The 23,799-nt window shown below is 59.0% G+C and carries 24 protein-coding genes; 21 read left to right on the top strand and 3 right to left on the bottom strand.

Annotation, left to right across the window (positions count from 1 at the left end):
* Positions 1-79 precede the first annotated feature (79 nt).
* The 19 genes from ACTQW0_RS00625 (at position 80) to ACTQW0_RS00535 (ending at position 19,712) form a co-directional block, all read left to right on the top strand.
* Positions 80-1,504 (top strand): UDP-N-acetylmuramoyl-tripeptide--D-alanyl-D-alanine ligase, encoded by a 1,425-nt coding sequence (locus ACTQW0_RS00625; RefSeq protein WP_427719184.1) that lies wholly within the window; start codon positions 80-82, stop codon positions 1,502-1,504.
* A gap of 3 nt (positions 1,505-1,507) precedes the next feature.
* Entirely contained in the window at positions 1,508-2,527 is a 1,020-nt protein-coding gene (gene mraY, locus ACTQW0_RS00620) for a phospho-N-acetylmuramoyl-pentapeptide-transferase (RefSeq protein WP_441540638.1), read from the top strand.
* Positions 2,528-2,536: 9 nt separating this feature from the next.
* A complete protein-coding gene (gene murD, locus ACTQW0_RS00615; RefSeq protein WP_441566428.1) occupies positions 2,537-3,943 on the top strand; it encodes a UDP-N-acetylmuramoyl-L-alanine--D-glutamate ligase in 1,407 nt (468 codons plus the stop codon).
* 36 nt (positions 3,944-3,979) lie between these two features.
* Complete coding sequence (ftsW, locus tag ACTQW0_RS00610; RefSeq protein ID WP_441566426.1) at positions 3,980-5,473, top strand: putative lipid II flippase FtsW; 1,494 nt, start codon at positions 3,980-3,982, stop codon at positions 5,471-5,473.
* A complete protein-coding gene (gene murG / locus ACTQW0_RS00605; RefSeq protein ID WP_441048618.1) occupies positions 5,463-6,578 on the top strand; it encodes an undecaprenyldiphospho-muramoylpentapeptide beta-N-acetylglucosaminyltransferase in 1,116 nt (371 codons plus the stop codon). Before ftsW ends, murG begins: the two co-directional genes overlap by 11 nt.
* A 96-nt stretch (positions 6,579-6,674) precedes the next feature.
* Positions 6,675-8,093, top strand: a complete 1,419-nt coding sequence (murC, locus tag ACTQW0_RS00600; protein WP_441566424.1) for a UDP-N-acetylmuramate--L-alanine ligase — start codon at positions 6,675-6,677, stop codon at positions 8,091-8,093.
* A gap of 5 nt (positions 8,094-8,098) precedes the next feature.
* Positions 8,099-9,010: a UDP-N-acetylmuramate dehydrogenase gene (murB, locus tag ACTQW0_RS00595; RefSeq protein ID WP_154515248.1), complete on the top strand. Its 912-nt coding sequence runs from the start codon at positions 8,099-8,101 to the stop codon at positions 9,008-9,010.
* Between the two features lie 205 nt (positions 9,011-9,215).
* Positions 9,216-10,232, top strand: coding sequence for a cell division protein FtsQ/DivIB (locus ACTQW0_RS00590; protein ID WP_441566422.1), 1,017 nt, complete (start codon positions 9,216-9,218; stop codon positions 10,230-10,232).
* A gap of 200 nt (positions 10,233-10,432) precedes the next feature.
* The gene (gene ftsZ / locus ACTQW0_RS00585; RefSeq protein WP_427719199.1) at positions 10,433-11,584 is read left to right on the top strand and encodes a cell division protein FtsZ; all 1,152 of its coding nucleotides are present in this window, start codon (positions 10,433-10,435) and stop codon (positions 11,582-11,584) included.
* A 210-nt stretch (positions 11,585-11,794) separates the two neighbouring features.
* On the top strand, positions 11,795-12,595 hold the full coding sequence (locus tag ACTQW0_RS00580) for a polyphenol oxidase family protein (protein WP_441566420.1): 801 nt from the start codon (positions 11,795-11,797) through the stop codon (positions 12,593-12,595).
* Positions 12,592-13,428, top strand: coding sequence for a phosphate ABC transporter substrate-binding protein (locus tag ACTQW0_RS00575; protein WP_427727615.1), 837 nt, complete (start codon positions 12,592-12,594; stop codon positions 13,426-13,428). The genes ACTQW0_RS00580 and ACTQW0_RS00575 overlap by 4 nt, the downstream gene beginning before the upstream one ends.
* A gap of 1 nt (position 13,429) precedes the next feature.
* A complete protein-coding gene (pstC, locus tag ACTQW0_RS00570) occupies positions 13,430-14,356 on the top strand; it encodes a phosphate ABC transporter permease subunit PstC (protein WP_441033191.1) in 927 nt (308 codons plus the stop codon).
* Between the two features lie 3 nt (positions 14,357-14,359).
* A complete protein-coding gene (gene pstA / locus ACTQW0_RS00565; RefSeq protein ID WP_441566418.1) occupies positions 14,360-15,265 on the top strand; it encodes a phosphate ABC transporter permease PstA in 906 nt (301 codons plus the stop codon).
* 12 nt (positions 15,266-15,277) lie between these two features.
* Entirely contained in the window at positions 15,278-16,081 is an 804-nt protein-coding gene (gene pstB, locus ACTQW0_RS00560) for a phosphate ABC transporter ATP-binding protein PstB (protein WP_089571588.1), read from the top strand.
* A 92-nt stretch (positions 16,082-16,173) separates the two neighbouring features.
* Positions 16,174-17,031 (top strand): phosphate signaling complex PhoU family protein, encoded by an 858-nt coding sequence (locus ACTQW0_RS00555; RefSeq protein WP_427719211.1) that lies wholly within the window; start codon positions 16,174-16,176, stop codon positions 17,029-17,031.
* A gap of 120 nt (positions 17,032-17,151) precedes the next feature.
* Positions 17,152-17,889: a YggS family pyridoxal phosphate-dependent enzyme gene (locus ACTQW0_RS00550; protein WP_441566416.1), complete on the top strand. Its 738-nt coding sequence runs from the start codon at positions 17,152-17,154 to the stop codon at positions 17,887-17,889.
* A 60-nt stretch (positions 17,890-17,949) separates the two neighbouring features.
* Positions 17,950-18,678, top strand: a complete 729-nt coding sequence (gene sepF, locus ACTQW0_RS00545; RefSeq protein ID WP_154515266.1) for a cell division protein SepF — start codon at positions 17,950-17,952, stop codon at positions 18,676-18,678.
* Between the two features lie 15 nt (positions 18,679-18,693).
* Entirely contained in the window at positions 18,694-18,981 is a 288-nt protein-coding gene (locus ACTQW0_RS00540; RefSeq protein ID WP_427727642.1) for a YggT family protein, read from the top strand.
* A gap of 62 nt (positions 18,982-19,043) precedes the next feature.
* Positions 19,044-19,712, top strand: a complete 669-nt coding sequence (locus ACTQW0_RS00535) for a DivIVA domain-containing protein (protein ID WP_154515270.1) — start codon at positions 19,044-19,046, stop codon at positions 19,710-19,712.
* Positions 19,713-19,877: 165 nt separating this feature from the next.
* On the opposite strand, the gene ACTQW0_RS00530 is transcribed toward ACTQW0_RS00535, so the two are convergent.
* From ACTQW0_RS00530 to ACTQW0_RS00520, 3 genes are all read right to left on the bottom strand, one after another.
* Positions 19,878-20,408 (bottom strand): nitroreductase family protein, encoded by a 531-nt coding sequence (locus ACTQW0_RS00530; RefSeq protein ID WP_154515272.1) that lies wholly within the window; start codon positions 20,406-20,408, stop codon positions 19,878-19,880.
* A gap of 282 nt (positions 20,409-20,690) precedes the next feature.
* Positions 20,691-21,314, bottom strand: coding sequence for a DUF47 domain-containing protein (locus ACTQW0_RS00525; protein ID WP_427719219.1), 624 nt, complete (start codon positions 21,312-21,314; stop codon positions 20,691-20,693).
* 66 nt (positions 21,315-21,380) lie between these two features.
* Entirely contained in the window at positions 21,381-22,430 is a 1,050-nt protein-coding gene (locus tag ACTQW0_RS00520; protein ID WP_441566414.1) for an anion permease, read from the bottom strand.
* 249 nt (positions 22,431-22,679) lie between these two features.
* Between ACTQW0_RS00520 and ACTQW0_RS00515 the strand changes: the two genes are divergently transcribed.
* Together ACTQW0_RS00515 and ACTQW0_RS00510 are read left to right on the top strand one after the other, a co-directional pair.
* The gene (locus ACTQW0_RS00515; protein WP_154515278.1) at positions 22,680-23,018 is read left to right on the top strand and encodes a hypothetical protein; all 339 of its coding nucleotides are present in this window, start codon (positions 22,680-22,682) and stop codon (positions 23,016-23,018) included.
* 80 nt (positions 23,019-23,098) lie between these two features.
* Positions 23,099-23,794 (top strand): Bax inhibitor-1 family protein, encoded by a 696-nt coding sequence (locus ACTQW0_RS00510; protein ID WP_154515280.1) that lies wholly within the window; start codon positions 23,099-23,101, stop codon positions 23,792-23,794.
* The last annotated feature ends 5 nt before the right edge of the window (positions 23,795-23,799 follow it).

Here is a 23,799-nt window from a genome sequence, read left to right as displayed (position 1 = left end):
TCACATGCCCTGCACCACGCATGCGTGGCGCTGGGATACAATACGCCGATAGCATTATTAGGTTTACAGGGGAGCTGCAATGATAGAGATCGCCGTCAACAACCTCGCGGCCGCAACAGGGGCCCGAACCGTGACGGGAGAAGCCGATCGGGTATGCCGTGGGTGCGTTATCGACTCGCGCCAGGTTGAGGAAGGCACGATTTTTGTTGCCTTTCCGGGTGAAAAAGTCGACGGAAACGACTTTGCTTCCCGCGCCATCGAATCGGGCGCCGGCGCTGTTGTGATGACGCGCGAGCCCAACGCCGAGCTTGTATCGCTGGCTCAGCGTAAGGGCTGCGCCATCCTACACACCGATGATCCCGAGGAATTTTTGCTGCGCCTGGCACATGCCTATCGCACGCAGCTTGGCTGCCTAGTGGTTGGCATTACCGGCTCTATCGGTAAGACGACGACCAAGGATGTCCTTGCGGCAGTGCTTGCCAAGCGCTATCGCGTTTGGGCCACCAAGGGTAATTTCAACAATCTGATCGGTATGCCGCTCACGGTTTTGGCCGCTCCTGCCGACACCGAGGTGCTGGTTCTCGAGATGGGTATGAACCATTTTCACGAGATCGAGCGCCTTTCTCGGTCCGCCAATCCCAACCTTGCCATCGTGACCAAGATCGGCACCTCTCATATTGGAATCCTGGGAAGTCGCGAGAATATCGCCCGCGCTAAGTCCGAGATTGTTGGGGGCATGTGTGCCGCCGACGACCTTCTCCCGTTGCTGGTTTTGGGCGGCGAAGACGACTTCACCCCGTTCATTCGTGAGACGTTTGCCGAGCCCGCGGGTATCGACGTGATGCTGGCGGGTGTTTCGGATGTTGATGAGGTTTGCGCCCGCGGCATTCACATTGATGATGAGGGCCGCCCGGTCTTCACGCTTGACTTTGGCATGGGTGAGTCCGTTGACACCATGCTCGCCATTCCCGGCGTCCAGTCCGTTCCCAATGCCGTTAAGGCCGCCGCAGTTGCCTATCGTTTGGGTGTGACCCCCGAGCAGATCGATGCTGCCTTTAGGGGTATCGCGATTACCGGTCATCGTCAGGAGATCAAACACGCCAAGAGCGGTGCCCGCATTATCGACGACTCGTATAACGCCAGCGCCGAATCCATGGCTGCTGGCCTTGACCTGCTGTGCTCGCTTTCGTGTTCCGGCTCTCGAATGGCGATTCTGGGCGAGATGGGCGAAATGGGCGACGAGGCCCCCCGCATGCATGAGCTGGTGGGCGCCTATGCCGCGGCTAAGAAGCTCGATATGCTGGCGTGCGTGGGCGGTGAGCTGGCCGCTCGTATGGCCGAAGCCGCGCGCATGATGGGCATGGACGAGGACCGCATCCAGGTGTTCTCCGATTATCAGCAGGTGCTCGACCGTATGGCCGGCGCACTTGAGAAACATGACGTTGTGCTGGTCAAGGGCTCTCGCTTTGTCGAGCTCGACCGCTTTGTGGAAGGTGTGTGCTAGCCCATGTTCGGGAACCCCGCGTATCCTACATACCAGGCCTTTTTGGGACTTGGCCTCGCCGCCGCCATTGCGCTGCTGCTCATGCCGTGGTGGATCAAGCTTCTTAAGGTCGAGGGTATCGGCCAGCAGGTCCGCGCCGATGGACCCAAACGCCACCTGATTAAGCAGGGCACGCCCACCATGGGCGGCGTTGTCATTCTCGTAGCCGTTTCGCTGACGTGCCTTTTGATGGGCAAGCTCACCACCGAGCTTGTGCTCGTGCTGCTTGCCACGCTTGCAACCGGCGTTCTGGGCCTTATCGACGATTTGACCTCTGTCACGCACGGTCGTTCGCTCGGCCTGACGCCCCACGCCAAGATGATCGGTCTCACCATTATCTGCGTCACGTTTACCGTACTTGCCGTCAGCTGGTGCGGCGTTGCCCCCGAGATTCGTTTTCCTGGCGGTCTGACGATTGACCTCGGTATCTTCTCGACCACCATTGGTGGCCTTACCTTTCCGTGGCTCTACATCGTCTTTTGCTGGCTGATGATCGCCGGTCTTTCTAATGCCGTGAACCTGACCGATGGCCTGGACGGCCTTGCCGGTGGCACCTCCATGATTGCCATGCTTGCCATGGCTGCCATGGCGTTTTTGCACGGTGACGTAAACCTGTCTATCTTCTGTACCGCATGTGCTGGTGCTTGCCTGGGCTTCCTTTGGTTCAACTGCTATCCGGCGAGCATCTTTATGGGTGATACCGGCTCTCTTGCCTTGGGTGCGGCCTTTGCCTGCACGTCCATTATGACCAACACCGAGGTCGTCTCGCTCATCATCGGCGGCCTGTTTATCGTCGAGACCCTGTCGGTCATGATTCAGGTCGTCTACTTCCACTTTACGCATAAGCGCGTCTTCCTTATGGCGCCCATTCATCATCATTTCGAGAAGAAGGGATGGGCCGAGACTAAGGTCGTCATCCGTTTTTGGATTGTCGCTGCCGCTTTTGGCGCTCTGGGCCTTGCCCTGTTTTTTCAGTTGGGATAGTGGTTTTTCATGCCTCTTGCAGATTCCTTTAGCCTGCTCGTCTTGGGCCAGGGTAAGTCCGGTCTAGATGTCGCTCGCTGGGCGCTTGCGCACCCCGAGCGCGTGAGTACCGTTACCGTGTACGGCGGCGGCACGTCCGAGCCCAATGATGCCACGCGCTCGCTCGAGGCGCGCGGGGTATCGTTTGTCTACGGAACCGAGCAGGTCGAGGGCGCGTTTGATGTATGCGTGACGTGTCCGGGCATCTCGGAGTTCTCGGCATTCTTTAAGGCTGGCCGCGATCACGCTGCCCAGATCATGGGTGAGCCCGAGTTTGCCTACCGCCTGTCTCCCAAAAATTGGATCGCCATTACGGGCACCAACGGCAAGACAACCACCACGTCGCTGACCGACTACCTGCTTAAGGCAGCGGGCGAGGCGAGCGTTGCTGTCGGTAATATCGGTGAGCCTCCGGTGAACGAAATCGACGACCGCGCGCATAACGAGTGGTTTGTAGCTGAGCTTTCGAGCTATCAGATCGCAACGACCCAGGAACTCCACCCCCGTGTGGCGGTGCTGCTCAACATCACCCCCGACCATCTGGGCTGGCACAAGAGCCATAAGAACTATGCGCTCGCCAAGATTAAGCTCTTCGAGAATATGGTCGATGATGACCTTGTGGTTATCGACGTCGAGGATGCCGGTATCCATGAATTCGATGAGTATGTCTACACGCCGGGTCGTCGCATCTGCAAGGTCGCCTTTGACGAGCCTGCGGGCGAGGACGCCGCATTTGTGCGCGATGGCAAGATGGTCATTCGCCTGAAGGGCGTCGAGACCCCGCTCATCGCCACGTCCGAGCTCAAAATCTCCGGACATCACAATGTCATCAATGCCCTGTGCGCTGCCACGGCTGCCCTGGCTGTCGGCGCCGATGTCGACGGTGTGTGTCGCGGCCTGGCCTCGTTCCAGCCGCTGGAGCACCGCGTTGAGCCCTGTGGCGAGATCGATGGCGTGCGCTACGTCAACGATTCCAAGGCAACGAACACCGATGCGGTCGAAAAGGCCCTGACGGCGTTTCCCGACGACGACGTTATCTTGCTGCTCGGTGGTCACGATAAGGGCACGCCACTCGAGTCCTTCGCCCGCGTTGTCATGGACAACGTGCGATCGGTCGTCTGCTTTGGCGATGCGCGCGAGCGCTTTACCGCCGCTATGGACGAGGCCGATGTCGATGGTGACGTTGATATCGCTCAGGCTGACGACCTGCGCGACGCCGTCGACGTTGCCCGTTCGCTGTCGAGCCGAGGCGACGTGATTCTGCTTTCTCCTGCCTGTTCTTCGTTCGATGAGTTCTCGGGCTACGAGGAGCGCGGCCGCGTGTTTAAGGACTACGTGGCCCAGCTTGCCGCCGCAGCGAAATCGCAAATGGAATAGGGGCCGCCGGTGAGAGAGGAGAGCCCCCGACAAGGTATGAGGAGGCCCGACTCGGACCGTGCTTCCTCGCAGCGCAGTACGCCGCGTTCCGGTCGCGGCGGGCAGACGCTCAGCGAACGCTATATTGCCGGCGTCCCCGCCCGCATCATGCGCCCTCGTTTGATATTCATGGCGTGCCTGTTTACTTTAGTGTGCTTTGGTCTGCTGATGGTGTACTCGGCGTCATCGGTCGAGGCATTGCACGAGAACGGCTCGGCGACGTTTTTCCTGGTTCGACAGGCTACCTTTGCCGGGGTTGGCGTGCTTGCCATGGTTGCGATCGTTCGCGTCTTGCCGGACAGCTGGTTTGGGGAAGATGTACTTAGGGTCTTCCTTATCGGCATGATTCTCTTGCTGTTTGCGGTATTTCTTGTCGGCAGTGGCAGCCGTGGCGCCACGCGCTGGCTCAACATCGCCGGTATTCAGTTCCAGCCGTCTGAGTTTTTAAAGCCGCTTGCCATCGCGTATTCGGCCATCATACTCGACCGTTTCTTTTCGCCCGGTGGCAACATCAACGAGTTCCTTCGTAAGATGGTCGTCTACTTGGGCATTTCGCTCTTTTTGATCTTTATCCAGCCCGATTATGGCACCGTCTTGATCATCTCGCTGACCCTCATGTGTATGGCGTTATTTGCGGGCCTAGACCCCAAGTTTATCATCGGCGTGATCATTCTCGTCATTGTCATGAGTGTGTTTGCGCTTGTTGCAGAGCCGTACCGCATGGTGCGTGTTCAGGTTGCCCTGAACCCTTGGGCCGACGAGTATGGCGATGGCTATCAGGCAACGCTTGCCATCATGGCGTTTGCTTCGGGCGGCTTGTTCGGCCGCGGCATCGGTAACTCCACCATGAAGTATTCGTATCTGCCCGAGGCACACAACGACTATATTCTGGCCATTATCGGCGAGGAGGTCGGTTTTGTCGGGACCGTGCTGCTCTTCCTGGTCTTTGCGATGCTGATTTACTCAGCGTTTCGCATTGCCGAACAGGCTGCGGACCGTCGCGGAGCGCTCATGGCATCGGGTTCCGCAGTCATTCTCGCGGTACAGTTTTTGATCAATGCGCTGGGCATCCTCAACGTGTTTCCCATGACGGGTAAGCCGCTGCCATTTATCAGCTACGGCGGTTCGTCGATTATCGTATCGCTTATGCTTGCGGGGCTGATCTTGCGCGTCTCGCACGAGAGCGCCCGTCGTGATGAGTACGACCGTCGCCGCGAGAGCTTTGCCGTTATGGACGAGAGCACCGCCGGCGTGCCCCATGTGCGCGGCGATCGCCCTTCGCGCAACGGTTTTACCGTCTTGGATGGCTCTGCGTCCGAGCCGGCGGCTCGTCCGCGCCCGCGAACGGCTCCGCAGGGGCGTCCCCAACGCCCGAACCCCCGAAGCTCGGGCGGCGGATATAATCGAATCAATTTGAATTCGGACCCGTCGGCGCGTCTGCGCACCGACGATCAGGGACCGCGCGTACGAAGGGATTTTCATGACCGATAAGATGACCGTTGCTATCGCAGCCGGCGGCACGGCGGGACATATCAACCCTGCGCTTGCCTTGGCTGAGGAGTTGCGCGACCGCGGACATCATGTTGTGTTCGTGGGCCAGTCGCACAAGCTCGAGGGTCGTTTGGTTCCCGAGGCCGGGTTCGATTTTGTACCTATCACGGTCACGGGCTTCGACCGTTCCCGTCCTTGGACCGCGTTGAGCTCGCTGTGGCGCGTCAATAAGGCCAAGCGCTCGCTCGCCAGCCATTTCTCAAAGGTTGGCAAGCCCGATGCTGCCATCGGTTTTGGTGCCTACGTCGAGGTCCCGCTGCTGGGCTGGTGCAAGGATGCGGGCGTTCCGTATCTGCTGCACGAGCAGAACTCTGTTCCGGGCCTGGCCAATAAGATGATGAGTTCCCATGCCGCCCGCGTGTGTATCTCGGTGCCGGCTGCGCGCTCTGTCTTTGAGCGCGAGGGCGACCCCGAGCATGTGCTCATGACCGGTAATCCGGTGCGCCGCTCGGTCATTGAGGGCGATCGCGCCCGCGGCCGCGAGGCACTTGGCGTGCCCGAGGATGCGACGCTTCTGCTCGTCTTTGGCGGTTCGCTCGGTGCCCAGCATCTCAACGAGCGCGTAGCCTCGCTCAAGGGCGAGCTGCTGACCCGCGAGAATCTCTACATTTTGCATTCGACGGGAGCCGACGGCTTTGAGGACACCGAGCGCGCTTTGGCGCTGACGTCCGATGAGATGAAGCGCTATCGCGTCCAGCCCTACATTGACGACATGGGCGACATGCTAGCTGCAGCTGACCTGGTGCTCTCGCGCTCCGGCGCCTCGAGCGTGGCCGAGATTGCCGCCCTCGCCGTGCCTTCGGTGCTCGTGCCGTATCCGCATGCCACGGCCGACCACCAGACGACCAATGCGCGTTATCTGGTCGATGCCGGTGCCGGCGTGCTTTGTGCCGATGCCGATATCGATGCTCCGGCGTTTGCCGAGGAGCTGCTGCATCTGGTCGATGACGCTGCAGCGCGCGATGCCATGCGTCAGGCGGCGCGCGGGTTGGCTCAGGACCGCGCCGCCGCACTTTTGGCCGATGCGGTAGAGGGTTTGCGTTAGTTAGACGGGATATCGAGCTTGCGCTCGCGCGGATGAGGTAGGTGCGGTACAGTTAACGGGTTACAGGCAGTGTTTACGCAAGGAGTACACGAGCACATGGCTGATTCCCAGACTGCAACCTCCGCGCCCGAGTTCAAGAGCGCCCACTTTATCGGTATCGGTGGCGCCGGCATGAGCGGTATCGCTCTCGTTTTGCACGAGCGTGGCTATGCCGTTACCGGTTCCGACCTTAAGACCTCGCGCTACATTCGTCAGCTTACCCGTGCTGGCGTGAAGGTTCATGTGGGCCACGAGGCCGCCACGATCGATGAGGTCAAGCCCGACGTGGTCGTGGTCTCTACCGCTATTCCCGAGTCCAACCCCGAGCTTGTGCGTGCTCGCGAGCTCGGTATTCCTGTGTGGCCCCGCGCCAAGATGCTCTCGGCTTTGGGCCACGGCTACACCACCATCGCTGTTGCCGGTACGCACGGCAAGACCACGACGTCCTCGATGTGTGCCACCATGCTCGACCGCATGGGTCTGGATCCCAGCTTTTTGATCGGCGGTATCGTCGAGGGTTACGATACCAACGGAAAGAACGGCTCGGGTGACTACTTTGTCGCCGAGGCCGATGAGTCCGACAGCTCGTTCCTGTTCCTGAACCCCAACGTGGTCATCGTGACCAACGTCGAGGCCGACCATCTCGACCACTACTCGGGCATCGAGGAGATCGAGGCCACCTTTGCCAAGTTTATGGGCCTGGTTGGAGAGGGCGGTACCGTCATCGTTTGCGGTGAGGACCCGCATCTGGTCGAACTCGCCAAGTCGACGGGTCGCCACGTGCTTTCCTATGGCTTTGCCGAAACCAACGACGTCGTCTGCGTACATCCGGATGTCAAGGGCATTCAGAGCGACTTTACCGTTCGCTTTGAGGATGGGACCGAGCATGCTGTCGAGATCAAGAGCAACCCCGGTCGCCACAACATGCTCAACGCCACGGCAGTGCTAACCGTTGCCCATGTCCTGGGTCTCGACGTCGACGCCGCAGCCGAGGCGCTTTCGAGCTTTGAGGGCGTCCGCCGCCGCTTTACCCATGTGGGCGATATTGACGGCATCACCGTGGTCGATGACTACGGCCATCACCCCACCGAGATCAAGGCGACGCTTGCCGCCGCCTCGTCGCTGGGCTATAAGCATGTTGACGTCGTGTTCCAGCCGCACCGCTATTCGCGTTTGCAGGCGCTGTGCGATGACTTTGCCGATGCCTTCGCCAATGCCGATAAGCTGCTGCTCATCGATGTGTTCTCTGCCGGCGAGATGCCGATTCCTGGCGTAACCTCCAAGATGCTCGCTGACACTGTGCGCGCCAAGCACCCTGGCAAGGAGGTCGTGTACTGCTCCAGCCGTCTCGAGCTCAATCGTGAGCTCGAGAAGATGGTAGGTGAGGGCGATCTGCTGCTTACTATGGGCGCCGGCGACGTTACGACCGTTGGCCCTGAGTTCATCGAGTATCTGACTGCCAAGAAAGACGCTTAGCCCCTATGGGTCTGTTTAACGCCGTCATGGCGCTTTCGGGCATGATCGACACGGATGTAGTCGAGGATGAACGCCTTGCGCGTCATACGAGTTATCGTATCGGCGGCAAGGCCGACCTCTTCGTGACGTGCCATAGCTATCATGCCCTTCGTCGTGCCGTGGCAGTGCTCGACCGTGAGCAGGTGCCGTGGGTCATTATCGGCAAGGGATCTAATCTGCTCGTTGCCGATGCGGGCTATCGCGGCGCCGTCATTTCGCTGGGGCGTGAGTTTCAGCGCACCGTTGTTGCCGAGGACGGTTGCACGCTGACCGTTGGCGCGGGCGTTATGTTCGCACGTTTGGTCAACGATGCCCTGTCGCGCGGGCTTTCGGGCCTTGAGTTTGCGGTTGGCATCCCCGGCTCGGTCGGCGGCGCCGTATCTATGAACGCCGGTACGCGTACCGAGTGGATAGGTTCGCTTGTCGAGGATGTGGTCACGTTTGACCCGGCATCCGGCATTAAGCATTATGCGGGGTCCGAGATTGCCTGGGGCTACCGTGAGTGCAGCCTGCCGCGTAACGAGATTATTCTCGAGTGCGTGCTTAAGCTCAAGCCTGCGCCTAAGGCCGACATTCGCGAGCGTATGGAGCGGTACCTGACGAGGCGCAAACGCACGCAGCCCATGGGTCGCGCTTCTTGCGGGTCGGTCTTTCGCAATCCACCCGACGCGAGCGTTGGCAAGCTGATTGAGGATTGTGGATTAAAGGGTTTTTCGGTTGGCGGTGCGGAAGTTTCGCCCGTACACGCTAATTTTATCGTTAATAACGGTACCGCCTCGGCCGATGACGTGGCCGCGGTTATCAGGCATGTGCACGGAAAGGTGAGGGAGGCGTATGGCATCGAGCTCAGACCGGAAGTCAAATTCCTCGGCTTCTAGAGCATCGAAACCTACCTTCCGCCGCGCCGGAGGGCGTTCCGGCGCACCCGTCCAGCCTCAACGCAAGCCCCCTGTGTCCTCCAAGCCCGCTGGATCCGTACGGTCCACCAAACGTCCGGTCGTCGGCTCGCAACTTGGTGGACGCACTGCCGCAAAAAAGACGGTTCACCCGGCTCCGCGCCCCTCGGTGACGTCTAAGTCGGCGATGGGTGCCAAGCCCTCTCGCCCCATAGTGACACCCAAGCCCTCGCTGGGGGCTAAAGCGACGCATCCCGGTCGTACGTTGGGCGCTGCCAAGCCGCGCTCGTTGACGTCGGTGCCCGCCACTAAGGCACCTGCGACCAATAAGGGTATCAATCCGCTGTCGTCGCTTGGCGTCATGGCGAGTAAGACGTCCGAGGCCGCCTCTGCCGTTAAGGGCAAGGGCAAAATCGTGGGCGGTATCTTGGCGGCTGTGGCCGTGCTTGCCGTCGTTGCCATCGTCGTTATCAATTCCGGCCTGTTTGCCGCTACCGATATTCAGATCGAGGGCAGCGAGCATGTGACCAAGCACGATGCCATGCAGCTGATCAGTCTGCCCGAGAACACATCGCTCTTCAACGTAAATCCCGACCAGATTACCGAAGATCTCAAGCAGAACCCGTGGGTTTCGGGCGTGGACGTTCAACGGCAGTTTCCCCACACGCTCGTCATTACGCCGACGGAGCGCAAGGTCACCGCGATCGCTTATATAAGTTCCGACGATCTTGCCTGGGCCATCGGCGACGATGACACCTGGATCGCACCGCTTTCGACCTCTGTGGAGGTGGACGACCAGGGAAATGTCGTCACTTCGGGTGAGGGCGCCAACACATTGAGCGGTATCGATGCTGCGTTGGCGCTGGCCAAGCACTACGGGGCCGTGCTGCTTACCGATGTCTCGGCTGATGTCGAGCCGGTCTCGGGGCGGGCTGTTTCTTCCAAGGCCGTTAAAGCGGGCCTGGATTACGTGCGTGGTTTTTCCGGCGAATTCTTGGCGCAGATCAAGGATATTTCTATACCTTCGGTCGAGGCCATCTCGGCGAATCTTGATAATGGCGTTGAGGTCTCGCTGGGCGATTCTGATGATATCGCCAAGAAGGAACGCGTCGTGACCAAGCTTCTGTCGCAGGTAGAGGGCGTAACCTACATTAACGTTCGGTCTCCCGGCAACTATACGTTTAGAAACGCACCGACCGCTTAGCGTCGGTGCGTGGCTTTGTTGAGGGGCCATACCACGCCGTTTATCTGGTTTGTTTGGTTTTCACGGTCAATTATTTGACTGATACGTTCATAATGTGCAAACATAATACGGTTTACCTTTGCATTTACTTTCAACCTGAAGGTTAATGTGCGCAGGGGTCAACCCATGCTATGGCTATAACCTTTGTTCGGAGGACCGACATGCACGAGACAGAGATCAACAACTACCTTGCCGTCATTAAGGTGGTCGGCGTCGGCGGCGGCGGTACCAACGCGGTCAATCGAATGATCGAAGAGGGCATTCGTGGCGTCGAGTTTGTTGCCATCAACACCGATGCTCAGGCGCTCGCGATCTCTGATGCCGATATCAAGGTCCACATCGGCACCGACCTTACCCGCGGCCTGGGCGCTGGCGCCAACCCCGAGGTTGGTCGCAAGGCTGCCGATGAGTCCCGCGATGACATCGCCGAGGCGCTCGCTGGCGCCGACATGGTGTTCATCACCTGCGGTGAGGGCGGTGGCACCGGCACCGGCGCCGCTCCCATCGTTGCCGATATCGCGATGAACGAGGTCGGTGCGCTGACCGTCGCCGTCGTGACCAAGCCCTTCACCTTCGAGGGCCGCAAGCGTAAGAAGAGCGCCGAAGAGGGCATTAAGACCCTTTCCGATTGCGTCGACACCATGATCGTTATCCCTAACGACAAGCTGCTCGACATCGCCGAGAAGAAGACCACCATGCTCGAGGCCTTCGCGATTGCCGATGGCGTCCTTTCCCAGGGCACCCAGGGCATCACCGACCTCATCACCGTCCCGGGCATCATCAACCTGGACTTCGCTGATGTTAAGACCATCATGAAGCAGGCCGGCACCGCCATGATGGGTATCGGTACTTCTTCTGGGGACACCCGTGCCGTCGACGCCGCCCAGCAGGCTATTTCCAGCCCGCTGCTCGAGAGCTCTATCGATGGTGCTACGCGCGTCCTGCTCTCCATCGCCGGCTCCAAGGATCTGGGCATCCAAGAGATCAGCGACGCTGCCGACGTTGTCGCCAACGCCGTCGATCCCGAGGCCAACATCATCTTCGGTACCGTTGTCGACGAGTCCCTGGGCGATCAGGTGCGCATCACCGTTATCGCTACGGGCTTCTCCGACTCTAATGTCAACCGTCAGGACGAGCTCTTCGCTGCCCAGCAGTCCCAGAGCAAGGCTTCCGTTGTCGAGCCTCAGCGTACCGCTCCCGCTGCAAGCTCGGCTCAGTCTGCCCCGACCCGCAACGTCGGCGGTACGGAACTTCCCAATTTTGGTAACGACCAGTTTGAGCTTCCCGACTTCCTTAAGCGTGGTAGCTTCTAGTTCGTTTTTCTCAACGATCTGCACGGGGTGTGTCCATTTGGATGCACCCCGTTTTGTTTCTCGTTTGTAAACGAAAGTCTCCAATCTCTTTACGTTCCCCTTACGTTTGGTTCCTACCGCTACGGGTATCCTTTTGTAGAAGTATGGCAGCCGTATGGCACGGACTGCTGCGGCTTGGCCGCGATACTCGTGTTATTAGGAGGCTTTAGTATGGCAGCACGTGCGGACAACGTTTCGCGTGTCGACCATGATGGAGTTACGTTGGTAGAGGGCGCGACGCACGATGTCCGCTTTGCCTTCACCGAACGCACTGGCGGTGTTTCCGAAGATGCGTACTCCTCACTCAATCTGGGCTCGCATGTTGGCGATGACCCCTTTGCCGTTCAAGAAAATCGTCGCCGCGTACTCGAGGCCATGGGTGTTGCCGAGTGCGAGCACAACCTGCTTGTCCCCAATCAGGTACACGGTGACAATGTCGTGACGGTGACCTCGAACGGCGCCGATGATCTCGAGAACATTCGCGAGCAGATTGCCGAGGGCTGCGATGCCCTCGTCTGCACGGCGCATGAGGTGCCCGTGATGCTTTGCTTTGCCGATTGTGTTCCCGTTGTGCTGGTGGCTCCCGGCGGCTTTGCCGTGGTGCATTCTGGCTGGAAGGGCACGATTGTGCGCATTTCCGCCAAGGCGTGCCAAGCGCTCTGCGAGGCGGCTGGCTGCAAGCCAGACGACATCTCTGCCTATATTGGGCCCCATATCCTGGGTGACGAGTACGAGGTGTCCCAAGAACTTATGGACCGCTTTGCCTCCGAGTTCGCGTGCATCGATGCTGCCGCTTCTCGTATGCTCGATCTTTCCGCCGCCATTCGCGAGGCGTTGATGGACGCCGGCGTCGAAGCGAACGGCATTGTGGACACCAAGCTCTCCACCGTTCGTCAGAACGACCGCTTTTATTCCTACCGCAACGAGGGTGGCACCTGTGGGCGCCATGCTGCGATCGGCGTGATGCTATGAGAAAGATCGCATCGGTCCTAAGCGCGGCAGTGCTCACGCTTACGCTGTGTGCCTGCTCCTCGGGATCTTCCACGTCTTCTATCACCGTGGCCGGCTCGACCACTTGCCTTCCCATTGCCGAGATTGCGGCCGAGGGCTTTAAGGAGGAGACCGGCACCGACGTGCTTGTCTCTGGCCTTGGCTCTTCTGCCGGTATCGAGGCCGTCAGCAACGGCACGGCTGACATCGCCAGCTCGTCTCGTGGCCTCAATGCCGACGAGCAGGATCTGGGCCTGACCCCGATTGTAATCGCGCACGACGGCATCGCAGTCATCGTGAACGACGATAATCCGGTCGACAACCTCTCGACCGAGCAGCTTCGCGACATATACGCCGGTAAGATTACCAACTGGAAGGAAGTCGGCGGAGAGGACCTGAAGATTCAGGTTATTAACCGCGATGAGGCGTCCGGTACGCGCGAGGCCTTCCGTACCATCGTGATGGACGGCACGCCGTTCGATCGTCGCTCTGCCGTTCTTTCGGGCACGGGCCAGGTACGCGATGTCGTGTCCCGTTCGCGTGGTGCTATTGGCTACATCTCGCTGGGTTTTGTCGAGAGCCTCAACGCTAAGACTTCGGTTAAGGCTGTTTCGGTCAACCATGTCGAGGCATCCGAGAAGACGGTCGCAAGTGGCGGCTACCCCATCTCGCGCGACCTTTACTTCTTTGTGAAGGGTACGCCTTCGCAGCGTGCACAGGACTACATTGACTATGTGACGTCGGAGAAGATGGACAAGCAGATTCGCGAGGCGGGCTTTATTCCCGTCACCAACGACGGAAAGGGGAGTGAGTAGCATGGAAGCACAGGAAACCCCCCAGATTGAGCGAGAGGCTCAGGCGCCCAAAAAGCGTGAGTTGGCGTTGGTGTCGCGCAGCACCTATCTCAAAGAGAAGGCGCTGCAGTGGATTTTCTTTGCTTGCGCGTTCTTGGCGGTCGTCACCGTCATCCTGATTTTTGTCTTTACCACGTACTCGGCGTTGCCCGTCTTTACCGACATCGGTCTGGCGGACTTCTTTAGCTTTACGTGGGCGCCCTCCGAGGGCCACTACGGCATCATGTCGCTGCTGGCGGGCTCTGGTCTGGTGACGGTCGGTGCGCTCGCCATGGGTGTGCCCCTGGGTGTGGGCACGGCCGTGTATCTGGTCGAGATCGCCGGCAAGCGCGTGCGCAGTCTCATCAGCCCCGCCGTCGACCTGCTGGCGGGTATCCCCTCCATCATCTACGGTTTCTTTGGCATGGTCATCATCCGTCCGTTTATCGCGCAGCTGACCGGCGGTCTTGGCTTTGGTGCGCTGACAGCGTGGCTCGTGCTCGCCATCATGATCGTTCCCACCATCACCACGCTCACCATCGATGCCCTCAATTCCATTCCCATGGGCATTCGCGAGGCATCCTATGCCATGGGTGCCACCAAGTGGCAGACCATCTACAAGGTCGTGCTGCCTGCAGCCAAGTTGGGCATCGTCGATGCGATTGTCTTGGGCATGGGTCGTGCCATCGGTGAGACCATGGCCGTGCTCATGGTCGTTGGCAACGCTCCGGTTATCCCGGACAGCATCTCGAGCCCCATCTCGACGCTCACGAGCCAGATCGCGCTCGACATGAGCTATTCCTCGGGCCTGCACCGCTCGGCTCTGTTTGGCATGGGCGTGGTCCTGTTTATCATTTCCGCCGCATTGGTGGGCATCGTCCGTCTGATTTCCAAGAAGAAGAGGGGGTAGGCTATGTCCGATTCCGTTGACACGACGGTCGATACGACCTCGTCGCGCGAACGCATCAAGCGTGCCCTTTCCCATGGTAAGAAGGGCCGCATCAACAAGGATCTGTCCAACAAGATTATGCTCGGCGTGTTTCGTGCCGCGGCCTATATCACCACGATGGTGCTGGTCGCCATCATCGCCTATGTAGTTATCAACGGTCTGCCGCACATCTCGCTCGACTTTATCTTTGGCTGGCCGCAGGGCGTAAACGCCGAGGGCGGCATTTGGCCCACTATCGTCTCGACCGTCTACGTGACGGCGCTCGCCATGCTCATCTGCACGCCGGTTGCCGTCTTGGCTGCGGTCTATCTGGCTGAATATGCCAAGCAGGGCAAGGTTGTCGACATCATTCGCTATGCTGCCGATGCCCTGGCCTCGGTGCCCTCCATTGTTATGGGCCTTTTTGGCTACGCCTTGTTTGTCGAGGCCATGGGCCTGGGTCTTTCGATGGTTTCGGCCGCCCTGGCGCTCGCACTTCTGATGCTGCCCATTGTCATGCGTACCACCGAGGAGGCAATCCGCGCCGTTCCGCGCTATATCCGTTGGGGCGCATATGGCCTGGGTGCCACCAAGTGGCAGGTCGTCTCCAAGATCGTGCTTCCTTCGGCTTTTGGTCGCATCGCCACCGGCATCGTACTTGCCATCGGCCGCGCCATCGGCGAGACCGCCGTGGTGCTCTACACCATGGGCCAGGCCATCAACCTGCCCATTTCGCCGCTCGATTCCGGTCGCCCCATGACCGTTCACCTTTATCTGCTTGCCAATGACGGCATCAACATGAACGCAGCCTACGGCACCGCGCTTTTGCTGATGGCGATTATTCTGGCCTTCAACCTGTTTGCGCGTTATCTGTCGCGCAAACGCCGCTAGTTAAGGAGTCCCATGTCCGTCTATCAGTCCGCTCCCACGCTGGAGCAAGCGGCCATCACGGCCAAGGATTTCAACTTTTGGTACGGTGACTTTCATGCGCTGACGGGGCTCGACCTCAACATCGCCAAAAACGCCATTACCTCGTTTATCGGCCCTTCGGGCTGCGGCAAATCGACGTTTTTGCGCTGTATCAACCGTATGAACGACCTTATCGAGGGCACGCGCGTCGAGGGCACCATGACGCTCGACGGCAACGATATCTATGCCGAGGGCGTCGACCCGGTCGACCTTCGCCGCCGCGTGGGCATGATTTTTCAGCAGCCCAACCCGTTCCCTAAATCCATCTACGAGAATGTTGCTTTTGGCCCTCGTCTGCAGGGCGTGACTAGCAAAAGCGACCTCGATGACATCGTGGAAGAATCGCTCAAGCGCGCCAACCTCTGGAAAGAGGTATCCAATCAGCTCAACAAGGATGGTTTGGCGCTCTCGGGTGGTCAGCAGCAGCGTCTGTGCATCGCGCGTGTGCTCGCGGTGCAGCCCGATGTCCTTCTGATGGACGAGCCCTGCTCCGCCATCGACCCCACGTCCGTCTCCAAGGTCGAGGATCTGATGGCCGAGCTGGCGCCCGAGATGACGATCATCATCGTCACACATTCAATGCAGCAGGCAGCTCGCATTAGCGACTACACCGCCTTCTTCTTGCAGGAGGTCGCCGGCGAGCCCGCCACGCTCATCGAGTATGGTCAAACCGACGCGATCTTCACCAGCCCGGTGGATTCGCGGACGGAAGACTATATCACCGGCCGCTTTGGCTGATCGGTGCGACTAGTCCCAAGCCGATCGGACCTGGTCCGGTGCGTATTCACTGTGCGGGCGGCATGACCGCACCCAACTGATTGGAGTGAACCATGCGCAAACTGTTTTCCCGTCAGCTCGTCGAGGCTCGTCACGAGATGTTGAGCATCTACGAGGCTGTAGACCTGGCTCTTCACGACGCCGTGAAGGCCTATGTGACCGACGACCGCAAGCTCGCCACCAAGACCAAGAAGCGCACGCTTTCGATTGACGCGCGCTGCGCCAACCTGGAGGCCGTGTGCTACAACCTGATCGCTACACAGTCGCCGGTCGCCTCCGACTTCCGCTTGCTGCAGACAATCATCTACGTCGACTTTAACCTGCAGCGCATGACCGATAAGGTTCGCCAGATCTGCCGCGCCACGCGCCATATGGTCAAGGCCGATATCTCGCTGCCCCAGGAGCTCGTCGGTACGGTTGAGGCCGAGGCCGAAGCCGTATACCAGGTGCTGGGCTCGTCGCTTTCCGCGCTCGTCACCAACGACATGTCCATCATCTGCAACTTGGCCGTCGAGGACGAGCCGGTGCATGCGGCCTATGAGAAGTTCTTCCGTACCTTCAACCGCATGGACGCGGGCGAGTTTATGGACGACGACAGCAACTATGACGATCTGCGCCGCGCCATCATGGTTTCGCGCTACCTCGATCGCATCGCCTCGATTTCCATCGATGCCGCCTGCCGTCTGACCTTCCTTTTGACCGGCCAGCGCATGAACGCCGGCGATATCGCCCGTACGGACGAGGATGAGCTCGAGAGCATGCGCGTGCCTTCGGGCGAGGGCGTCATCATGAGGCCAGCTGTCGATGCGCGCTTTGTTGCCAAGGTGCCCGCTAACGAGGTGAGCGAGGGTCTGCGCTACCTGCTCGAGCACCTCGAGGACGAGGACGATACCGAGGATGACGAGGAGTAGGGTAGCTCCGTTCGTCGAAAGATTGTAAATACCTAAGTGAGCGCGGCCTTGCACATGCAGGGCCGCGCTCTTGCGTTAGCATGGGACTACTTGTACGTCTGTCTGCGGAGGCGATTGGCAATGGATAATTATTTGGACTTGATGCGCGCTCGCCGCGAGCAGATTCTCGAACGCTTTTATGCCGCACTCGATCGCGCGGGCCGTTCTCACGATGCCGCACGTCTGATTGCCGTCTCCAAGACCGTTGGCGTCGATGAGACCGTTGCCGCCATCCAGGCAGGGTATCGTCATTTTGCCGAGAACCGTCCGCAGGAGCTTGTTCGCAAGCTTGCGGGGCTGGCGGAGCATCCGGAACTGCCCGAGGTGCGCTTCGATATGATCGGTAATCTTCAGACCAACAAGATCAATGCGGTGCTGGGTGCGGCCGAGCTGATTCATTCGGTGGGGTCGCTTCATTTGGCGCAGGCTATCTCGAGCCGTGCCGTCCGCAAGATTGAGGCGGGCGAGCTTGCCGGTCCTCAGCATGTGCTGATCGAGGTCAATGTAAGCGGCGAGGAGTCCAAGGGCGGCTTTTCGCCCGATGAGGTTCGTGCCGCGGCTGGCGAGCTTGCGGAGCTTGAGGGAATTTACGTACAGGGGCTTATGACCATGGCGCCCCGGGGGAATAAGGATGTGGCGCGCCGCACCTTTGCCGGGCTGCGTGAGTTGAGGGATGAGCTGGAGACGGCACACCCCGATCTGTGTCTGCCTGAGCTATCTTGTGGCATGAGCGAGGACTTTGAGCCTGCCCTTGAGGAAGGCTCGACGCTTGTTCGCCTGGGCAGGGTAGTATTTAGCCCGGAGTTTGAAGTAAAATAAGAGCCTGAAGTGCGCGCTGATTATCAGAGCGCCTGCATTAGACCGTGAGAGGACACAACCATGGGTTTCCTTGACGAAATTAAAAATAAAATGCACCTAGGCGGCCAGCAGGGTTATGACCAGGGTTATGGCCAGGATGATGACTACGGTTACGATGACGGCTATGACGACGGCTATCAGAACAACGGCTACAGCGGTGCTTCGGGCGAGGGCTTCTACACGCAAGATGAACCGAGCAATGGACTGCTGGGGCAGACACGCCGCGGAGAGGCTGAGTCGGTTGCTGTGTACACGCGTTCCGGTCAACTGATCGGCGACGACTCCCGTCACGCTACGACGTACAATCCGCCTTCGCGCTCTCAGGATGCCGCTGCGGGCGGTTATCGTCCCGGCGCCTATGACACGCCGTCAAGCTACGCCGAGAACGCTCGGGTCCGCGCGGCCGCTGTGCCCGCTCCTGCTTCAACGCCGAGCGATGCCTCTGCCTATGCGAGCAATATCATCAACGCCACGCCTCAGTTGCCGGCCTACGTTCTTCGTCCGGAGAGCTATGACGACGTGGAGACGGTCGTGCGCCGCGTGCGTACCAAGCAGCCTGTCGCGCTGATCTTTGTGGGCGTTCGCACCGAGGTCGCCAAACGCGTCCTGGACTTTAGCTATGGCTTTGCCTGCGGCCTGGGCGCTTCGGTCAAAGAAGTGGGCGATCGCGTGTTTATGGTGCTGCCCGCCGGCTGCGAGGTCAAGGATTCGGATCTCAAGAAGCTTCGCGCCGACGGCTATCTCAAGTAAAGACAAGGCGAGGAGATTCCCATCAACATCTACACCATCGTTCAGCTTGTCAACACGCTGTTTAATTTTTATTCCACGTTGATTGTGGTCTACTGCTTTATGACGTGGATTCCCATGAAGCAGGGTGGTTTGCTACAGGATATCGCGGCGGTGCTCGATAGCGTTTGCGGCCCTTGGCTCAACCTGTTTCGCCGGTTTATGCCGCCGATGGGCGGTATCGATTTTTCACCGGTCGTTGCGATTATTGCGTTGCAGTTGGTGCAGAAGCTCATTCTGCAGCTACTTATAGGTATACTCGTATAGGACTGGCTCAGTAACCTATGTCGGGCGCTTAGCGCCAAGGCGATGATAAAGGAGAACTTGTTATGGCTATCACCCCTGCTGACATCCAGGCTCAGACCTTCTCTGAGGCCAAGCGCGGCTACGATCCCGCCGAGGTCGACGTCTTCCTGGAGACCCTGTCCTCCGAGGTCGACGCTATGCTTGCCAAGATCGTTGATCTTAAGGGTCGCCTGACCGCCACCGAGCAGCAGCTTGCCGATACGCAGGCTCAGCTTGCGCAGGCCCAGGATTCTGCTGCTCAGGCTGCCCCTGTCGCCACTCCCGCTCCCGATTTCTCCGCTCAGGAGCGTCAGATTTCCGCCGCTCTCATTGCGGCTCAGCAGACCGCCGAGGCGATTGTCAACGACGCTAACGAGAATGCTGACCGCATCCGCAACGAGGCCGACGCCAAGGCCCGCGAGGTCATCCGTCAGGCCCTGACCGAGAAGCAGGCCGAGCTCGAGGAGATTGACCGTCTGAAGGCTTCCCGCGAGGAGTTCAAGGCCGAGTATCTTAAGCTCATTCAGCACTTTATGGACGATGCTCAGAATTCCTTCCCGGCCGATCTGCTGGCTTCTACGCCGGTCGGTTCCGCGGCTTCTCCTGCCGTGACCATGCCTGCCGCCGAGCCGCTGCCTGTCGCTGATCCGGTTGTCCCCGTGGCCGACCCCTTCGCCCCGATTGACAACTTTGCCGCGGACGACCTGGACTAGCGCCAAAACTACAATCTAGCTCTTAAAAGGAGCTCGCGCTTGCGAGCTCCTTTTTTGTAGCTGTATACGGGTTGGGAAGCAAAACGCCGAGCTCTGCGTGCGATAGGGCAGAACTCGGCGAACGTTTGAGCGGTAAAAGGTAGATTTTAGGGCATGGGCCAAAAACTACTTGAGGAGGAAATTGGATAGGGGAATGGTGCGGGCCTCGCGATGCTCGGGGTCGGCGATATGGTCGGCGGGATAGCCGCAGACGAGCATGTGGTAGGGATAAACGCCCTCGGGCAGGTTGAACTGCTCGCGGGCTAGCTCAGGCTTAAAATGGCATACCCAGCACGTTCCCAGGCCCTGTTCTTCGGCCTCCATCATCATCTGATCGCAAACAATCGAGGTGTCGATAGCGCTGGAGTTCATCTGGTCATAGGGACGCACCCAAGCATCGTTGGTAACGCTGCAAACGAGGAAGATGAGCGGAGCGCCAAAGATGGACCCATCACGAGCAAACCGAGGCTGACAAGCAGCTGCCTTTTCCAGAAGCTCAGGCGTATCTAACACCATCACACGGGTTGGATGATTATTGCAAGCAGAAGGAGCAATGCGCCCAGCCTCAACAATGGTATCCACCACAGCCTGCTCAACAGAACGATCCTCAAACAAACGACAAGAATACCGAGACCGAGCCAGATCCATATACGACATACAAGCCCTCCAACAATTAAAAATCAAACAAACCCAAAGTAACCTAAAGAGTACCCAAAGCAGCAATCAGTCAAACGCTCACCAAGGGCCAAAGTGTCCGAGCGGGTACCAAAGGGCCCTTCAGCCAAACCCCCATTGCGCTAAAACTATCAGCCAAAGTTCCAATGGTGGTACGTAAGGCGAAGGGCCGGCACCTGTTTACTTTCGAACGACTCTGCTACGCAGCCGGAGTGAGAAAGCAAACAGGTGCCGGCCCTTCGCCAGTGGGATACGTACCCCCAATTAACTGTTCTTCATGACAATCGAATCCACGACATCGGCCACATTCTCGCAGCAGTCGGCGCAGTACTCCAAGAAGGCGTACACGTCACGCCAGGCGATGACCTCGAGCGGGTCCTTGCCGTTGACGTGCAGGTTACGCATGGCGTTGATGTAGAGTTCGTCGGCCTCGGACTCGATGGTGTTGATCTGGATGACGAGCTCGCGCAGCGTTTTGGACTTGCGGTAGTTGGGCAACTCGACCATCAGGTCCTTCATGGCGCGGCAGGCGTCGGTCACCTTGTGGGCGATCACGATGGCATCGGGGTGGATGCTCTGGATGTTGGTGAAGTAGAGGCGCTGCACGACACCCTCAATACGGTCGAGCACGGTATCGAGCGAGCAGCTCATGAGGTTAAGGTCCTCGCGCTCAAGCGGGGTGATAAAGGCCGTGAGCAGGGCGTCTTCGAGCTCATGGTGCTTCTTGTCTGCTGCATGCTCAATCGCATGCATCTTCTCGAGCATGTCGTGGATCTGCGCGGGGTCAAAGTTCTCAAAAATCTTGGTGAGCAGCTCGGCTGCCTGAACGGCAAAGTCGGCGCAGGCGACGTAGTTGTCAAAGTAGAACGAATCGGGTTTCTTTGCCATGAGTGATCCTTTCGGGGCGAAGACGGGTGGGCGAGGTAATGCGGTCCGGATGGACGTTCGGTTTGACTAGAGGAGCATCATGAACAGCCTGGCCATGACAAAGCTGATGAGTCCACAGGCGGGGAAGGTGAAGAACCACGTGAACATCATGTCCTTGACCACGCCGAAGTTGATGGCCGAGAGGCGCTTGACGGCGCCAACGCCCATGATGGCGCAGGTCTTGATGTGCGTGGAGGACACGGGGATACCGGTGAGCGTGGCAAGCAGCAGGTTTGCGGCTCCTGCCAGGTCGGCAGAGAAGCCCTGATACTTCTCAAGCTTAACCATGCTCTGGCCGACGGACTTGATGATACGCTCACCGCCCACGCTGGTGCCGATGCCCATGGTGGCCGAGCACAGCAGCATGATCCAGATGGGGATGCCGGCGTCGCCGACGCCGGTCTGTCCGTTGGCAAAGGCGACACCTAAAAAGAGCACGCCGATGAACTTTTGTCCATCCTGCGCGCCGTGCATAAAGCTCATGGCCGCGGCGCTCGCGATCTGAGCATATTTAAAGAAGACGTTGGCACGTCGCCTGTTGGCGGCGGCGAAAAGAATCGAGACGAGCTTGCACAGGACCCAGCCCATGACAAAGCCCAGACCGATGGAGAGCGCCAGGCCGTAGATGACCTTCATCCACTCGTGGACATTGACGCTGCTGGCGCCGCCGAGGGCGATGGCAGCGCCGGTCAGGCCGGCGATGAGGCTGTGGCTCTGCGAGGTGGGGATGCCAAAACGCGATGCCGTGGCGCCGTAGACGACGATGGAGAACAGGGCCGCGCAGAGGCACGCGAGCGCCATGGTGCTCTTTCCGCCAAAGTCGACGATATGGGAGATGGTGTTGGCAACGCTGGCATTAAAGTGCGTCATGATGAGCACGCCCAAAAAGTTGAACGCGGCACTCATGAGAATGGCGGCGCGGGCGGGCATGCAACGCGTGGTGACACAGGTCGCGATGGCGTTGGGCGCGTCGGTCCATCCGTTGACGAAGATGGCGCCGAGCGCGAGGAACACGGTGACGGCAAGGACTGGGTTCGAAACAAGTTGGCCGAGGAAGGCTGAGAACGTTACGTCCATATATGGGCTTTCTCGAAGTTTGCAGAAACGTTACAAAAACATGATAAATCGTATCACCTCCTGCGGGTTTCTTTACCGAGTTCTGACGGGAGAAGTGAATTTTTTGGCACTAAAATTGAATATTAGCCCTGTTGACCGCGGGTGTTCTTTTTGCTAACACGCCGTGAGGACACGTGCGCTCGCTCCGACACCCCAAAACCACAGTCTGTTCGCTTTACAATATGCAAACATGCGTTCGATAATAGGGGCATGGAATATCGACAGACAGATGGCAAAACTCGGCGCGTGCACAAGCAGTATGTGGACGTCGTGGCCCGCATCCTCGCGGGCGGACAAGTTGTGCCGGTTACCGTCTGCTGGGTCGACGGTCGCTGCTTTACGATTGACGAGATTGTCTCGTCTACCGGTTTTGGCCTGACGGTTCACGGCATTCGTACGGCAACCTATAAGGTTCGTTTTGGCGGACATACGACCGAGCTGTATCTGGAAGACCAGGCGCGTGAGCGACCGGATGGCTCGCAGGCTCATCTGATGCGGTGGTGGGTGTGGGCGTTCGACCGCACACTCGAGAGTGAGCGCCGCGGGTAAGAGCGCGCGCCATTCGGGTACAATGGCAGGAATCTTGTCACCTACGGCGCTGTCGCGGCGCTTTTTGAAAGGACGAAATTATGAACGATATCCAGGGCTATCAGAACGGCCCCATCGAGACCGGCGCAAGCCGTGCCAAGGAGATGTCGCCGCGCGCGTACAACCTTGCCATGTCTGCCCTGATCTTTTTGGGTTTTTGCGCTATGGGCGCTGGCGCCTACTTTACGGGCACCATGTCGTTTGCGCGCATGATGATGAGTGGCGCCGCCCTGCCGCTGGTCTTTGGCTCGTTTATCCTGACCATTGTCGGCATCGTCATGATGTCGGCCGCCGCCAGCAAGCAGTCCGTGGGCCTGTCGCTCGCGGGTTACGCGATCTTTGCGAGCACCTTTGGTCTGACCGCGTCGTTTGGCCTTGCCAACTACGACCTGCCCACCATCAACACCGCCTTTATCGCCACTGCCGCCATCACCTTTGTCTTTGGCGCACTGGGCGTGACCTTCCCCAAATTCTTCCAGCGTGTGTATGGCATTGGTTTTGGTATTCTGCTTGCCACGATTCTGGTCGAGATCGTGCTGATGTTCATGGGCGTCTCGCAGACCATCACCGACCTGATCGTGATTGTGGTGTTCGCCGGCTTTATTGGCTACGACACCTATGTGGCCACGACGGTGCCGCCCACGCTGCCCAACGCCGTGCTCATGGCGTCCAACCTGTTCGTGGACATTATCAACGTGTTCCTGCGCATCCTGAACATCCTTGGTCGTCGCGACTAGTGCCA

This window comes from Collinsella sp. LCP19S3_B7 (assembly GCF_052121795.1).
GTDB lineage: Bacteria > Actinomycetota > Coriobacteriia > Coriobacteriales > Coriobacteriaceae > Collinsella.
The sequence above is the reverse complement of the archived record's forward strand: the minus strand, read 5'-3'. Positions and strand labels throughout refer to the sequence as shown.